Origin of the sequence: Salegentibacter echinorum (assembly GCF_900129445.1) — a bacterium.
Lineage (GTDB): Bacteria > Bacteroidota > Bacteroidia > Flavobacteriales > Flavobacteriaceae > Salegentibacter > Salegentibacter echinorum.
On the sequence record NZ_FQVT01000007.1, the window covers coordinates 1 to 15,035 of the forward strand.

Genomic DNA, 15,035 nt, shown 5'->3' on the forward strand with positions numbered 1-15,035 from the left:
TTTGAATTTTAGACACTTAAATATACTAATTTTCCGCTTTTCTATTGCCTAAAAATTCAAGAAAAATCCCACTTTCTTACATCGAACTCAGGTTATAAATATACCGCCTTTACGAGGCTTAAGGGAAATTCGGAATGTAATTTTTGCTATGGAATAATCAAACTGGAAACAAAGACTTAGGAGCTTCAGAGAAGCGAAATATTTATAGCAGGAGATTTTCAGGGATAAAAAAGAGCTCCAATAGGAGCGGTATATTTTATCTTGATTGTGCATTATGGCAATAATGGTTTTTTTAAATATAAGAAAATCGGGTATGAATAGCTATGCCGCTTCGCTGGAGCTTATAGAGCGTCACTGCTATTTTACTATAAATATACCGCCTTTACGAGGCTTAAGGGAAATTCGGAATGTAATTTTTGCTATAGAATAATCAAACTGGAAACAAAGACTTAGGAGCTTCAGAGAAGCGAAATATTTATAGCAGAAGATTTTCAGGGATAAAAAAGAGCTCCATAGGAGCGGTATATTTCTAAGAGAAGTAGGACCTTGTTATATTTAATAGCGTTTACACCTGTACTTTTTGTTTATAAAAACGATGTAATTCTTCCGGGCCTGCTCCAAAGCATTTTTTTAGATGAATTCTTAAAAAGAAATACTGCAATGTCCATACTCCGCATTCTTCATAACGTCGTGCCGAGGTGGTTAGCCATTTTTTGATAATGGTGAATTGTTTTTTCTGATAAAGCTTTTCTATAAAATCGTTGTCTTCATAGATCACAAAATCCTCATTAAAACCTCCAATTTCTTCAAAAAGTGTTTTGGATACAAATAAAGATTGATCCCCACCACGACATATTTTGTAATTAAAGCGAGTGCACCAGCCGGAGAATTTAAGCAGCCAATGTGAATGGTCAAACCGCATACAAAAGCAGCCGGCTTTATTTCCTTTTTGAAACTGCGTCACAATAAGTTTGTCGAAATTTTGTGGGGGATAGGAATCGGCGTGTAAGAAATACAGAATTTCGCACTTTGCTGCTTGAGCCCCGGCATTCATTTGCCTGGCTCTTCCTTTTTCAGACTTTATAAGCTGTACATTAGTAGATTGCTGAAGTAAGTCCGTAGTGTTGTCGGTGCTACCGCCGTCCACTACTATAATTTCTGAAATAAAATGAGAAGAGGAATTCTGAAGATGGCCTAATAACTTCAAAATCCCGTCTTCCTCATTTATAACCGGAATAATAATGCTTATCATTCCTTTATTTCTGCTCGTTTAGGTTCCAGTTATAACTTTTATAAGAAATTGTTGCGCCTTTATTGATTTTAATGTCTGAATATTGATTTACATATTCCCTAACCGATTTAATTTTCTTAGTAATAAAGTCTTTTTTATACCAATCGAAAATAGCCGAAAGCTTAGCAGCGTTTTCGCCGATCTTGTTTTTATCAGAATTAATAAACTCACGTGTAACTTCATCTAATTGTTCATTGATTTTCGCTGCCGTATAAGCTTCGTTTAAAAGTTTTGGACAGGAAATAGAGGCGCAGTTTATGGCAAAATGAATTCGCGGCTCATTCATTTTTCGTAAAATACTATTTTCTATCCCACCCAAAGCTAATTTCTTATCGCCCACTGCTACAATAGCTTTCGTCCAGGGACTCTCAATATCTTTAATGCTTTTTAACGGATAATTTTCTAAAATAAGTGCCACGGTATGGGCGTTGTAAAGGTTTATGTAATAGGCCAGTTGTTCCTGCACAGACCAATCTTTACCGGGCTTGTTCTTAGAAAGCATGCTTAGATATTCCTCCAATTGCTTTTTATCATCTTTAAATGCTTTGTAATCTACATCCCCACTTTTATCCACGTGTTTTTGTAAAAGCTTAGTCCATAAACTATGATCTAAATTTACTGCCGAATTTGCAGTAGTGGAAGTTAGCTTTTCCGGTACTTTTTTATTGGAAAGTCCTTTATCGCTCAAGCCAGCCGCCGATAGCAGGTTACAGCTGGTAAACGCAAAAAGTATAAATCCCAGGCTTAGACTGCGGAAGGTTTTTGAAATATTCTGTTTCATAATTTTGATTTTTTGTGATTCCCTCAAGTCCTCACATTTCCGATAACTATACGGGACTGCGAGGACTTTCCGATTAAATTATTTCAACGTGGGAATTGCGACTTTAAATCGTTTTTATCAATTCCTTAAATAAAACAATCATATTTGGTTCGGCTTTTTCGGCCATGGCTATAATCTCTTTTATATCTACGGGTTTTAGATCTTTTGGGTTTGCTTCATCTGTAATTACCGAAACCGCAGCCACCGGGAGTTTTAAGTGATTGGCCACAATAATCTCTGGCACCGTGCTCATTCCCACGGTATCTGTGCCCAAAATTTGGAGCATTTTATATTCAGCGCGGGTCTCTAGTTGTGGTCCTAGTAGGGCGGTATAAACGCCTTTGTGCAATTTTATTTGCTCAGTTTCAGCAATGTTTTCAAAAGCTTTATTCATTTTTGCATCATAAGGCGCACTCATATCTACAAAGCGCTCGCCCAGTTGATCTACTCCTTTGAACGCCAGGGGTGAATTCCCCAATAAGTTAATGTGATCGTCAATAAGCATCAATTCCCCTTTTTTGAAATTGGGGTTTACAGAGCCGGAAGCATTAGAAACCAATAATTTTTTGATGCCCAGTTGGTGCATAACGCGCACCGGGAAAGTGACATCCTGCATATTATATCCCTCATAAATATGAAAACGACCCTGCATCACGACTACTTTTTTGTTGGCCAGGCTTCCAAAAATCAATTTTCCCTTGTGAAATTCTACCGTTGCGGTGGGGAAGTTTGGAATGTCGTTGTAACTCACCACGGCTTCTATGGAAATTTCGTCTATCAATTGCCCCAGTCCGGTACCCAAAATGATCCCTATTTGCGGGTTTTTAAAACCTTTTTCTTCTAAAAATTTAGTGCTTTCCTGTATTTTCTCTTTCATAATTTTCGACTAAATGTGTGCATTTAAATGATTTTTTCTGAAGGTAATTTAATGATTAAAAAATTGCTGAAAATCGGGATGATCTTTAATATCTGAAAAATGATCTACATCGTTTCTTGCTTCTAAAATACCCAGTTCTGTTCCTTTCAAATCTTCTAAAGTAGCTTCCAAAACGCTGGAAGTTCCCCAGACTTTTTGCTTAAAAACCTGCGGATAAAGCTTATTCATTCCTAAAAGATAGTATCCGCCATCTGTGGCAGGACCAATAACTGTTTCTTTTTGCTGAAGTAAAAGAAAAGCGGTTTCCAGGTCTTTGGTTTCCAGTTCGTAAAGATCGCTCCCAATAATAATAATATTTTTATACCCGTTCTTGAAGCCATCTTTAAATGCCTGAAGCATTCTTTCTCCCAAATCTTCACCTTTTTGTAGTTTTTTGGAATATAATTCGTTATCCCAAACATCCCGCTCCCAAATTTCTTCAGAATAATAGACTTCTTTATGAACCGCCAGGTTTTTAGTGACCGAGGCCGTGTGTTCCAATAAGAATTCATAAATCCTTAAAGCCGATTTTTCTCCTACATCTTTAGCCAGTCTTGATTTCACTTTTCCCAACTCGGGGTTTCTGGTAAAGATGAGCAATAAATTTTCTGATTTCAAATGATTATTTTTTTACAGATTTAAAAGATTTTTTCTCCGTTTTTTAAATATTTCGCCCAGCGTTTCGCAAATACGTGAACTCTCTCTGTGGGCTCGTCAAACTCGTTATAAACGGAATATCCCTTATTTTTCCATTCAAAAATGCCGCCATATAAATTACTAACATTGCTATAACCTTCTTTTTTTAATTTTTCTGAAATGGTTTCAGAACGTATTCCCAGCGAGCAATATACCACTACAGGTCTGGATTTATCATTAATCAAATGTGAAATTATTGTTACTGAAAATTGGGAAAACCCGGCATAAACGGCTGATTTTATATGGCTTACTTTAAATTCTTTTGGTTCCCGGGCATCTAAAATTACCAGGTTAGTGTCTTTACTTTGCATTTTTAATTCTTCCACAGAAATATATGGCACAGTTTGCGAATTATAACGCGCTAAAAGTTTATCTAAATCTGCCTGGGCGTGAGAGGAGACGCCTATCAAGATAAAACAGTAAATTAAAAATTGCTTCATAAAACTATTTTATTGCATAACCATAAATAACAATAATTGTCATCTATCCTAAATAGTTGAAGGCATTAATATTGAAATTAAAGTCTTACAAATTCAATATTATATTTAAAAGCGGATAAAGACTATTTCACTGTTTTGCTTAATCTTTAAAATTTGATGTTTCTAGTTTAGCATTGCGCTGAAAATATCCTGGTTTGTTCGTGTAGAAGTCAGCTTGCGAAGTAAAGAATCTTTGTTCTAAAGGAGGAGATCCCTCCTTCGTCGGAATGACATTACATCACAATTCTAATAGCTTTATTAAACTACAGCCTTAATTTTTTAACTTAAGTAACACTTCCCTGGCAACTACTTCCAGATCCTGCTGTACAACCATAACAGTGCTGAGAAATTCTAATTTCACGATCGTTCAATAGATCTTCGTTATAATCGCTTATATGCTGCACTTTGCTGTTCACTTTTAATTCCAACATTTGGTTAAAATCGCAGTCATAGAGCCAGCCATCCCAGCTTATGGAAATAGTATTGGTGCACATCACGCTTTCTACCGCCTTCGGGTTGTAAGCATCCACCAGTGCATACATATAATCTTCGTAATTTTCTGAAGCGATCAAATATTCTAAAAATCGGCTTATTGGTAGATTGGTAATAGCGAAGAGCTCATTAAAATCGATATTAAAATCTTCTTTTAAAGCTACTTTAAAATCGCGTTCCAGTTCTTTTTGATTGGTAGGGAGGAAAGCACCGGCGGGATTGTACACCAAATCTAATTTTAGTCCTGTGCCTTCCTGGGCATAACCAACCTCGTTTAGCATTTGTAGGGCTTTTATAGATTTATCGAAAACGCCACTACCTCTTTGTTTGTCGGTTTTTTCCCTTTTGTAAAAGGGTAGGGAGGAGGCCACGTGTACATTATATTTCTTGAAAAACTCCGGCAGGTCATGATATTTTTTATTGGCCAGAATAATCGTGAGATTAGAGCGCACGATGAAATCTTTAATCCCGGCTTTAGAAGCCTCCTCTACAAACCATCTAAAATTGGGGTTCATCTCTGGCGCCCCTCCTGTAAGGTCTAACGTATGTGCACCGGTAGTTTTAATAACTTCCAGGCATTGTAACATAGTTTCTTTGGTCATTATCTCTCTCCTGTCTGGCCCGGCATCTACGTGACAATGGGAGCAAACCTGGTTGCACATATAACCTAAATTAAGCTGAAGGATTTCCAGCTTTTTAGGTTTTAGCGGAAAATTACCGGTTTCGGCTATTTTATCTTTAAACGTAGGTAACTCTCCTTCGCGGAAAATTCCATTGTTTAAAAATTTAAGCTGATTGGCCGGTTTTGAAAGGTCATCTTTTCTTGCAGATAAAGATTTTAATAATGCCATAAAATTTATTCAGAAGTTTAAAAATTAAAGATCCAATTATTGGTTAGACTGGAATAGAAGCTAAAAATAAAAATCACTTACATGGAAAGTTTTTCATACTTATTCATCATTTGCACGCCGTGAACAAGGGTAGCGCCACTTTTAATGGCAGCCCCAACGTGTACGGCTTCCATCATTTCTTCTTTTTCTATTCCTCGTTCCAGCCCGTCTTTGGTGTAAGCGTCAATACAATAAGGACACTGCACTACGTGCGAAACAGCCAGTGCAATAAGGGATTTTTCCCGGGCAGAAAGTGCGCCTTCTTCAAAGACTTTTCCGTAGTAATCAAAAAATTTATTGCCTAAATCTTCGTTCCATTCGGTGATCTTACCAAATTTCCTTAGATCTTCTGCATTGTAGTATGGCTTAGACATAGCTTATCTTTTTTAAATTTGTTTGATCACTAAAGTATCTATTAATATTTACGTAACAAATCACTTTGTAGTTTTTTAAAGATTTGTTTCATCTATTCGGTTTAAGCTCCAAAATTTAATTATTTAAAGCTATAAGGAGTAAAAAAGACTGGACTGTCAAACAGCGACTGAATCTTCCTTCTTAGTAAAAATTTTAAGTTTATGGTTTTTTTCTCTGGGAGTAAGAAAACCTTGTTAAGATAGGTTCTTACAGATTCAAGATTCTTAGAGTTTCATTATCTCGAAATGGAATGGATTAAACCTATGTAAACGATCTTAGACATTCTAGGTGTTCAAGAAATTTTAGACGTTTAAAGAAGGAGGGTAAAAATAAAATCTTAATATCACGCTCGCTTGCCAGGATGCTAATTTAAGGGACCAATATAGATAAAACGCTCTCTGCGAAAATCAAAACGCTGTGACTGCCGTTGGTATTCTAATAGCTTCAATTATTATGAATCTGGTAAAAACAAGTGAACTAGCACGCAATTACTGCGGTATTAGCGATTTTTCTCAGCTTTTTCCCTTTTAAATTTAAGTATTTTTTTAATAAAAAATACCGATAAAGCGAGAATAGCCAGAATCTCTAAGCCTAAGAAAATGTAGATGAGGTTCATAGGAATTGGGTATAGTGTCTATCCCGGGGAGAGGCGAAAGACTGGTGATTTACAAATAAACGAATGTTTCACGATTGTGCTTAACGTTATTTAGTTTAAAGATACGGTTTTTTAAGAAAAATTAAGGCTTAAATGTTAATATTATTATTAATTTACAGCTGTAAAATTTAACACTATTCACACTATTATTAGTTCAAAAGCTTTTATGTTTAATGCCTTATAGATTTCTATGGTTCAAATTTTATTTTTACGTGAGAAAATAAGTGTTAAAACCTATAAGTGTTTTTAGGATTTAACATCTGTTGTAGATTATTGACTTGACTATATGAGGCTTAGGCTATTTCGATATGAAAATTAAAGTACAAACCTTACCGGTAAAAGAAATTATTCAGGATATTTCAGAAAATTTAAATGCTCCAATTGAAAATGGAAGTGGAGAGCATACTATACGCCTGCCGGAAGATGTGGGAGAAGGTTATATTCGGGGAATTAGTTTCGATTCTGGCCTTGGCTTTATCACTTACAACTGTAAGTTCTATGAAGATGTAGAGATTCATTTTACTTTAAGCACGGTACATCCGCTTAAATTTATTTTTTGCTCCAGCGGTTCTCTGGGACATTCCTTTCAGGATGCTGATAAGGTGAACAAGATTGAAACTTATCAAAATATTATTGTTTCAAGTAGTGGTTATAATGGCCACGTTTTATATTTTAAGGCAAATGAAGCAACCTATATTTCCAGTTTGGAGATTATAAGATCTGTGTTTGTACATCGTAGTAATTATGATTTTGTAAATCTTGATGCTACTTTAAAAGACCTTTTTCGGGATGCGGTATCTGAAAAGCAATTTTTTCACCAGGGAAATTATAGCATTAAAGCCGCCGATATCATGAATGAAATTAATGCCAAAGATTTTACCGGATTTTTGCGCTCGGTATATTTGGAGTCTAAGGCTCTAGAGATGCTGGTAATACAAATCGCCCAATACGAAGATGATGAGGATGAAGGGAAACTGCCGCAAATATTAAGACAATCTGATATCCAAAAAGTAGATTATGTGGTAAAGAGGATTCAGGGGGATATGGGAAGTAATCTAAGTGTTGAAATGCTAGCTAAAGAAGCGGGTACAAATGTGAATAAGCTTCAGGAAGGTTTTAAATATGTTTATGATCTTACCGTAAATAAATATATGCAGCATGTGAAACTGCAGGCCGCCAAGGAAATGTTGATGACTTCAGATAGAAATATTTCGGAAATTGTGACCGCTATAGGGCTGAATAACAGAAGTTACTTCTCTAAGATATTTAAAGAGAAATATGGAGTTAACCCTAAATATTTTCTCAAGAACAGGAATAAGGAAGACTAACTATCAAGAATAGTATCTTTCACATCGTTTAGGTAACTGCGACCTATAACATAACGTTTACCGTCAATTTCCAGGCTATTCCCTTCTAAGGTATCTACCTTGTCTAATGAAACAGTATAAGATCTGTGAATTCTTATAAAATGCTCTTTGGGAAGGCTCTCGGTAAAACTGCTTAAAGTTTGATGAATAACGTAATCTTTATCCTTAGTAATTATTTTAATATAATCTTTAAGGCTTTCTATGAGCAGTATATCATCCAGGTAAACTTTTTTCATCTTCTTTTTATTGATTTTTAAAAAAAGATGTTTTTCGCGCCAGCTGCTATCTTCTTCTTTGGGTTTTTCTAATTTTCTTATGCCTTTATTAACGGCTTGTAAAAAGCGGGGGAAAGGGATGGGTTTTACAAGATAATCTAAGATCTCCAGCTCGTAACCCTGTACTGCATATTCCTCATGTGCTGTAGTAATAATTACCTGGGGTTTATTAGCGAGACTTTTTAAAAAGCTGTAACCATCTAAGACGGGCATATTTATGTCTAAGAATAGTAAATCTACCTGGTTTTGTTGAAAAAACTCCAAACTATCTAAAGCGCTATTAAAACTGGCGACAAGCTCAACACCTTTTATTTGCTTCAAATAGTTTTTAATAATATCTACCGCCAGGGGTTCGTCATCTATAATTGCGCACTTTAAGCTCATTCTAATCTTAGCTTTAAATCAACTGTAAAATTCTGATTTTCTTCTGTAATGTCAAGGTCGTAATCCTCGTTATTATAACCTAAAGCCAGGCGCTTTTTAACATTGGTAATTCCAATTCCGCCTGTTTTAGGCTTATTTGGTTTTAAAAGTTCCAGCTTCCTGGTGTCCTCTGGCTTTGGGATAGTATTGCGGCACCTAAAATACAAAATATTGTCGGCGATGTTTAAACTTATATTTATTTTCACCGGACTGCTACTTTTGTTGGCTCCGTGTTTAAATGAATTTTCTATAAAAGGGATAAGTAGCATGGGAGGTAATTTCTTATCTTTTGGTTCTCCTGTAATTTCAAAATCAATTTGTAATTTATCGCCGTGCCTTATTCTTTCAAGATCGAGGTAATTCCTAACACAGGAAATTTCTTTTTCCAGGCTTTGTAGATTTCGGGTGGTCTCATATAACAAATAACGCATAAGCTCGGAAAGTTTTAAAATTGTCTCAGGCGTTTTTTCAGATTTACTTAAGCTAAGCGAATAAATATTGTTGAGGGTATTAAAAAAGAAATGCGGGGAAATTTGCGTGCGCAAAAACCGTAATTCTGTTTCTAATTGAGTTTTTTCCAGGCGCGCCGCTTTTTTGCTTTCCCCCATCCAGTTTATGATGATCTTTATAGCGGTGACAAAAGAGATTACATAGAACTCACCCAACATCATGACCACGGCATAATCAAAGCTAAAAGTGGTGGTTTCTTCCGGTCCCTCTGGCCAAACATTATGACTTATTAGAAAATAGGTGAGCTCAAATTTTAAGAAAACCATTAAAAATATTACTCCAAGGAGAATAATAGTAAACTCAATTATTCTTTTTTTATAAATGAATTTGGGTAGTAAAATATAAATAGTGAAGTAGGATAAAATCATATGTATGGGGAATCCCAGCATATTTGCTTTTAAAGAATATAGGTAATCTCCGTAATAACTTCCCCATCTAAGCGTGTTAAAAATAAAATAAACAGACCAGAAAATTATGTGGTGTGTGATCGAGATTTGGTATCCCTGTGCTTCGTTGAGAAAAAAGCTGTTTTTAAAACGTTTTAGTAAAGACATAAGATGGAAAAGGTGGATTTATGTTATTCGGCTTTTCTTACCTGCTGTTTGTCTAATATTCTTTTTAGTATGGCTGAATATATAAATATTTATAAGACTGTATTCGAAAATTTTTATTGTACCGAAAATCTAAGCGCTGTTATGATTAAAAAATCCCCATATCTCTTCTTTTTTTTGTTAGCTTTCTTAGGCTGCAAAGATCAGAATAAAGAAGCTGTAAAGCCGCAAAAAACAGAAAAAAACTTAACTAATTATGTAGATCCATTTATTGGGACCGGTGGTCACGGGCATACTTATCCCGGGGCAACCGTGCCTTTTGGAATGATACAGCTAAGCCCCGATAATGGCAATAGTGCCTGGGACTGGGTTTCTGGTTATCACGTTACAGACTCTATTATTGCCGGTTTTTCCCATCTACATTTAAGCGGAACAGGAATAGGCGACCTGGCAGATCTTTTGTTTATGCCGGTTAACAAAGAAATAGATTTAACCAAAACCGTGAATTCAAGAGATGATATTCCTTATAAATCTAAATTTAGTCACGATAAGGAAGAGGCAGCACCGGGATATTACGAGGTTTTCTTGGAAGACCCGCAGGTAAATGTTCAGCTTACCTCTTCTTTGAGAACGGGCTATTCAAAATATACTTTTACAGAAGGTGATAAACAATCGGTGATACTGGACTTAGGATTTGCAATAAACTGGGACAAAGCTACCGAAACCAGTATTGTTCTTGAAAATGACCGGAAAATTAGTGGCTATAGACACAGTACGGGTTGGGCTAATAATCAAAAAGTATTTTTCACTGCCGAATTTTCAAAACCAATTGCAAAACATCACTTTATTGCCGATGGAAAAAAGGAAGACGGCGATAAGGTTGAAGGTGTTAAAACCTCGGCACAATTTTTTTTCGATGAGACTACCGGGAAAGAAGTTGAGCTAAAGCTGGCGCTTTCTTCAGTAAGTGTGGAAAATGCGAAGGAAAACCTGGATAAAGGCGATTTTAATTTTAGCAACATTAAAAATGATGCTCAAAAGATCTGGAACAAATCCTTGCAACATATCACGGTTGAAACTCCGGTAGATTCACTAAAAACTATTTTTTATACGGCCCTTTATCACACCAAACTGGCCCCGGTTACTTTTAGCGATGCTAATGGAGAATTTAGAAAAGAAAATGACAGCATTGTAAAAGCTGAAGATTATACTGCTTACTCTACTTTATCGCTTTGGGACACCTTTAGGGCACAACAGCCATTGTTAACCCTTACTAATCCAGATAAGGTAACCGATATTATTAAATCCATGCTGGAATATTATAAGACCAATAAAATTTTACCGGTGTGGACGCTCTACGGAAATGAAACCAATACCATGACCGGTTATCATTCCATTCCTGTGATTGCTGAAGCTTATTTTAAAGGAATTAGGGATTTCGATATCGAAGAAGCTTATAAAGCGATGAAGACTACGATGATGCAGGATGAACGCGGATTGAAATATTACAAAGAGTACGGTTATATTCCATACAATGCGGTAGATGAATCGGTGACCATTAGTTTAGAATATGCTTATAACGATTGGTGTGTAGCGCAAGTGGCGAAGGCTTTAGATAAACAGGAGGATTATGAATATTTCTCTGAAAGAGCAAAAGCTTATCAGGAGTTGTTTGATCCCGAAACCGGTTTTATGCGAGGAAAAGCAAAAGATGGTAAAACCTGGAATACACCATTTGATCCTAAACATTCCAACCACCGGGAAAATACAGATTATACCGAAGGAAATGCCTGGCAACACAGTTGGTTTGTACTCCACGAGCCACAGGAATTTATAGAACTTCACGGTGGGCCAGATAATTTTACTGAAAAATTGGAACAACTATTTACCGAAGATTCAGAAATTACCGGTGATAATACTTCGGTAGATATTTCTGGTTTAATTGGTCAATATGCTCACGGTAACGAGCCCAGTCACCATATTGCTTACTTATTTAATGAAGCCGGGCAACCCTGGAGAACGCAATATTGGGTAAATGAAATATTAAAAACCCAGTACAGCACCCAGCCCGATGGTTTAAGCGGGAACGAAGATGCCGGGCAAATGTCTGCCTGGTATGTGTTTAGCAGTATGGGCTTATATCCATTTAATCCAGCTTCAGCCGAGTATGAAATTGGAAGTCCGTTGTTTGAGAAATCTACGATAAACCTGGAAGACGGAAAAACCTTTAATATCATTGCAGAAAATGTTTCTGAAGAAAATATTTACATTCAGTCAGCAAGCTTAAATGGGGAAGAATTTAATCAAACCTCTATCACGCATCAGGAGATTTTAAAAGGAGGGGAGCTTAAATTTGTGATGGGTCCCAAGCCAAATAAGAACTGGGGCGTAAATAAAAAACAAGCGAATTAATGGCTTTAGTAGATGTGCTCATTATAGCCCTTTATTTAGTTCTTACGGTAGGGATAGGAATTTGGGTTTCAAAGAAAGCTTCCAAAGGATTGGATTCCTACTTTTTGGGGGGCAAAACAATAAAATGGTATTTCCTGGGGCTTAGTAACGGTTCGGGGATGTTCGATGTTTCCGGTACTGCCTGGATGGTGGGGATCTTGTTTCTCTATGGCGTAAAAAGCTTTATGTTCATGTGGATGTGGCCAATATGGAACCAAATCTTCGTGATGATGTTTTTGGCTGTATGGATAAGAAGATCTGGAGTGATGACAGGTTCTGGCTGGATTCTTACCAGGTTTGGAGATGATAGGCCGGGAAGGGCTTCACATTTAATTGTTGCTATTTTTGCCGTGGTTGCCGCGGTTGGATTTATCGCTTATTTCTTTGAAGGTGTTGGTAAATTTATGACGGTAATCTTACCCTGGGATTTTAGCTTAATGCTGGGCGATTTTATGCTGCTTACTTCAGAGCAAAGTTATGCTTTGTTAATCATATTTTTCACCACTATTTATACCATTAAAGGCGGGATGTTTTCGGTAGTTAGTACCGAGGTGCTTCAGTATGGAATTATGTTGCTTTCTGGGGTGCTTATTGCCGGTTATACTTTTTTTGAATTTACAGACCTGGAGATAAATAATGTAATCCCCGCGGAATGGAAAAATGTTTTCTTCGGAAGTGAGCTGAAGACATTCTGGGATGGAAAAAAAGAACCATTTAATGCGCTAATTGATTCCCAGGGCTATAAAATGTTTGGGGCTTTTATTGGGATGACACTTTTTAAAGGGTTTTTTGCCAGTATCGCAGGGCCAACGCCAAGTTATGATATGCAACGAATCCTTTCTACAAGAACCGTAAAGGATGCAGCTTATATGAGCGGCTTTACTAACCTGGTGTTGTTTATTCCCCGTTACCTTTTAATTGCTGCGATTGTATTAATTGGTTTGGTGTATATCGCTCCAGAGATGGCAGCATCGGGTAGCGTTACAGGAAATGACCTGGAAGTAATTCTTCCCAAAGTGATAAATAATCACGTGCCGGTAGGAATTAAAGGTCTGCTGCTTGCCGGGCTTCTGGCAGCATTTATGTCCACTTTTTCGGCTTTTGTAAATGCAGGGCCGGCTTATATAGTAAACGATATTTATAAAAAATACTTTAAGCCTACGGGATCAGACAGGCATTATGTAAAAGCCAGTCACATCGCTTCTTTACTCGTAGTTATTCTGGGAGTGATTATGGGCTTTTTTGCCGATTCTATTAACTCTATTACACTATGGATCACCAGCGCTTTATATGGAGGTTATGTAGCCGCAAATTTCTTAAAATGGATCTGGTGGCGGTTTAATGGCTGGGGATATTTTTGGGGAATGCTCTCTGGCTTAATTATCGCCTCCTTACAATTTTTTATGGATCAAAATAAGGGTAATTTTGTGCCGGATACCTTTTTATATGATGTAGCACATATTCCGGCGATTTACCTGTTCCCGGCAATTTTTTTATTTTCCCTGGCGGGTTCGTTTTTGGGAACCTACCTAACACCGCCCACCAATATGACTACTTTAAAAAGTTTCTATAAAAACGTAAGACCGTGGGGTTGGTGGAAACCGGTATTAAAAGAGTTGCAAACCGAAGATGCCGAAATTGAAACGAATAAAAGTTTTGGAATAGATATGCTAAATTGCCTTATTGGAATAATATGGCAATCGAGTATGATTCTTATGCCAATATTCCTGGTGATAAGGGATTATCCTAAAACCTGGATGTCATTATTGGTATTTGTAATTAGCTCACTTATTTTAAAATTCACCTGGTTAGATAAAGTTAGAAATTATGAAGAATAGTATGAAAAATATACCCTGGCAAGATAGACCAGAAGGTTCAAATGATGTAATGTGGCGATATAATGAAAATCCTGTAATAGATCGTTATGCCATCCCAACTTCAAACAGTATTTTCAACTCTGCAGTGGTGCCATTTAAAGATGGTTATGCAGGAGTTTTTAGATGCGATAATAAAGCGGTGCAAATGAATATTTTTGCCGGTTTTAGTAAAGACGGAATCAACTGGGACCTGGAGCATGAGCCTATAGATTTTGAAGCGGGAAACACCAATATGATCGAGTCTGATTATAAATATGACCCCAGGGTGACTTTTATAGAAGATCGCTACTGGATTACCTGGTGCAACGGCTATCACGGTCCTACTATTGGAATTGGCTATACTTTCGATTTTAAAGAGTTTTACCAATGTGAAAATGCTTTTCTTCCTTTTAACAGGAACGGGGTTTTATTTCCGGAGAAAATAAACGGAAAATATGCAATGCTAAGCCGTCCCAGCGATAATGGCCATACTCCTTTTGGAGATATTTACATTAGCTACAGTCCAGATATGAAGTATTGGGGCGAACATCGTTGTGTGATGAAAGTAGCTCCCTTTGAAGAAAGCGCCTGGCAATGTACAAAAATAGGTGCAGGCCCTGTGCCAATTTTAACCGATGAAGGTTGGTTGCTGTTTTACCACGGGGTTATTAATACCTGCAACGGATTTAGGTACTCCATAGGAGCAGCTATTCTTGATGAAAATGAACCGGAGAAAGTTAAATACAGGTCTCAACCTTATTTGCTGGCACCAGCCGAGCTTTATGAGCTAACCGGGGATGTGCCAAATGTACTTTTCCCTTGCGCAGCTTTGCATTCTAAAGAAGAGGATAAACTTGCGCTTTATTATGGTGCGGCAGATACAGTTACTTCAGTTGCTTTTGGGAAATTGAGTGAGATTATAGATTTTGTAAAAAATAATAGTCTATAA

General features: G+C 36.8%; 13 protein-coding genes. 4 read left to right on the forward strand and 9 right to left on the reverse strand.

Going from position 1 to position 15,035, the window contains the following annotated elements:
* Window positions 1-565 precede the first annotated feature (565 nt).
* The 7 genes from BUA71_RS11330 to BUA71_RS11360 all read right to left on the reverse strand — a co-directional run bounded on the left by BUA71_RS11330 (window position 566) and on the right by BUA71_RS11360 (window position 5,958).
* The gene (locus BUA71_RS11330; RefSeq protein WP_072879839.1) at window positions 566-1,252 is read right to left on the reverse strand and encodes a TIGR04283 family arsenosugar biosynthesis glycosyltransferase; all 687 of its coding nucleotides are present in this window, start codon (window positions 1,250-1,252) and stop codon (window positions 566-568) included.
* Between the two features lie 4 nt (window positions 1,253-1,256).
* The gene (locus BUA71_RS11335) at window positions 1,257-2,072 is read right to left on the reverse strand and encodes a DUF547 domain-containing protein (RefSeq protein WP_072879840.1); all 816 of its coding nucleotides are present in this window, start codon (window positions 2,070-2,072) and stop codon (window positions 1,257-1,259) included.
* Window positions 2,073-2,175: 103 nt separating this feature from the next.
* A complete protein-coding gene (locus BUA71_RS11340; RefSeq protein ID WP_072879842.1) occupies window positions 2,176-2,988 on the reverse strand; it encodes a purine-nucleoside phosphorylase in 813 nt (270 codons plus the stop codon).
* Window positions 2,989-3,036: 48 nt separating this feature from the next.
* Entirely contained in the window at window positions 3,037-3,645 is a 609-nt protein-coding gene (locus tag BUA71_RS11345; RefSeq protein ID WP_072879844.1) for a TIGR04282 family arsenosugar biosynthesis glycosyltransferase, read from the reverse strand.
* 20 nt (window positions 3,646-3,665) lie between these two features.
* Window positions 3,666-4,163, reverse strand: coding sequence for a rhodanese-like domain-containing protein (locus BUA71_RS11350; RefSeq protein WP_072879846.1), 498 nt, complete (start codon window positions 4,161-4,163; stop codon window positions 3,666-3,668).
* A gap of 323 nt (window positions 4,164-4,486) precedes the next feature.
* Window positions 4,487-5,545, reverse strand: coding sequence for an arsenosugar biosynthesis radical SAM (seleno)protein ArsS (arsS, locus tag BUA71_RS11355; protein ID WP_072879848.1), 1,059 nt, complete (start codon window positions 5,543-5,545; stop codon window positions 4,487-4,489).
* A gap of 77 nt (window positions 5,546-5,622) precedes the next feature.
* Window positions 5,623-5,958, reverse strand: a complete 336-nt coding sequence (locus BUA71_RS11360) for an arsenosugar biosynthesis-associated peroxidase-like protein (protein WP_072879850.1) — start codon at window positions 5,956-5,958, stop codon at window positions 5,623-5,625.
* A gap of 1,003 nt (window positions 5,959-6,961) precedes the next feature.
* On the opposite strand from BUA71_RS11360, the gene BUA71_RS11365 reads away from it, so the two are divergent.
* Window positions 6,962-7,981 carry a helix-turn-helix domain-containing protein gene (locus tag BUA71_RS11365; RefSeq protein ID WP_072879852.1) on the forward strand — a complete coding sequence of 340 codons (1,020 nt, stop codon included), beginning with the start codon at window positions 6,962-6,964 and terminating at the stop codon, window positions 7,979-7,981.
* Here the strand turns inward: BUA71_RS11365 and BUA71_RS11370 are convergent.
* Both BUA71_RS11370 and BUA71_RS11375 read right to left on the reverse strand, forming a co-directional pair.
* Window positions 7,978-8,679, reverse strand: coding sequence for a LytR/AlgR family response regulator transcription factor (locus BUA71_RS11370; protein ID WP_072879854.1), 702 nt, complete (start codon window positions 8,677-8,679; stop codon window positions 7,978-7,980). The genes BUA71_RS11365 and BUA71_RS11370 overlap by 4 nt on opposite strands.
* On the reverse strand, window positions 8,676-9,782 hold the full coding sequence (locus BUA71_RS11375) for a sensor histidine kinase (protein WP_072879856.1): 1,107 nt from the start codon (window positions 9,780-9,782) through the stop codon (window positions 8,676-8,678). Before BUA71_RS11375 ends, BUA71_RS11370 begins: the two co-directional genes overlap by 4 nt.
* Before the next feature lie 141 nt (window positions 9,783-9,923).
* Here BUA71_RS11375 and BUA71_RS11380 point away from each other — a divergent pair, with 141 nt between their 5' ends.
* From BUA71_RS11380 to BUA71_RS11390, 3 genes are read left to right on the forward strand one after another with little or no spacing between them, the layout of a single operon-like run.
* The gene (locus BUA71_RS11380) at window positions 9,924-12,191 is read left to right on the forward strand and encodes a GH92 family glycosyl hydrolase (protein ID WP_072880040.1); all 2,268 of its coding nucleotides are present in this window, start codon (window positions 9,924-9,926) and stop codon (window positions 12,189-12,191) included.
* Window positions 12,191-14,068, forward strand: coding sequence for a sodium:solute symporter family protein (locus tag BUA71_RS11385; protein WP_072879858.1), 1,878 nt, complete (start codon window positions 12,191-12,193; stop codon window positions 14,066-14,068). The genes BUA71_RS11380 and BUA71_RS11385 overlap by 1 nt, the downstream gene beginning before the upstream one ends.
* 1 nt (window position 14,069) lies before the next feature.
* Window positions 14,070-15,035 carry a glycoside hydrolase family 130 protein gene (locus BUA71_RS11390; RefSeq protein ID WP_072880042.1) on the forward strand — a complete coding sequence of 322 codons (966 nt, stop codon included), beginning with the start codon at window positions 14,070-14,072 and terminating at the stop codon, window positions 15,033-15,035.

Coding starts and splice junctions, on each gene's coding strand:
- BUA71_RS11360 (WP_072879850.1), bottom strand. CDS start 5,958: ATGTCTAAGCCATACTACAATGCAGAAGATCTAAGGAAATTTGGTAAG.
- BUA71_RS11380 (WP_072880040.1), top strand. CDS start 9,924: ATGATTAAAAAATCCCCATATCTCTTCTTTTTTTTGTTAGCTTTCTTA.
- arsS (WP_072879848.1), bottom strand. CDS start 5,545: ATGGCATTATTAAAATCTTTATCTGCAAGAAAAGATGACCTTTCAAAA.
- BUA71_RS11340 (WP_072879842.1), bottom strand. CDS start 2,988: ATGAAAGAGAAAATACAGGAAAGCACTAAATTTTTAGAAGAAAAAGGT.
- BUA71_RS11385 (WP_072879858.1), top strand. CDS start 12,191: ATGGCTTTAGTAGATGTGCTCATTATAGCCCTTTATTTAGTTCTTACG.
- BUA71_RS11330 (WP_072879839.1), bottom strand. CDS start 1,252: ATGATAAGCATTATTATTCCGGTTATAAATGAGGAAGACGGGATTTTG.
- BUA71_RS11390 (WP_072880042.1), top strand. CDS start 14,070: ATGAAAAATATACCCTGGCAAGATAGACCAGAAGGTTCAAATGATGTA.
- BUA71_RS11350 (WP_072879846.1), bottom strand. CDS start 4,163: ATGAAGCAATTTTTAATTTACTGTTTTATCTTGATAGGCGTCTCCTCT.
- BUA71_RS11370 (WP_072879854.1), bottom strand. CDS start 8,679: ATGAGCTTAAAGTGCGCAATTATAGATGACGAACCCCTGGCGGTAGAT.
- BUA71_RS11365 (WP_072879852.1), top strand. CDS start 6,962: ATGAAAATTAAAGTACAAACCTTACCGGTAAAAGAAATTATTCAGGAT.
- BUA71_RS11335 (WP_072879840.1), bottom strand. CDS start 2,072: ATGAAACAGAATATTTCAAAAACCTTCCGCAGTCTAAGCCTGGGATTT.
- BUA71_RS11375 (WP_072879856.1), bottom strand. CDS start 9,782: ATGTCTTTACTAAAACGTTTTAAAAACAGCTTTTTTCTCAACGAAGCA.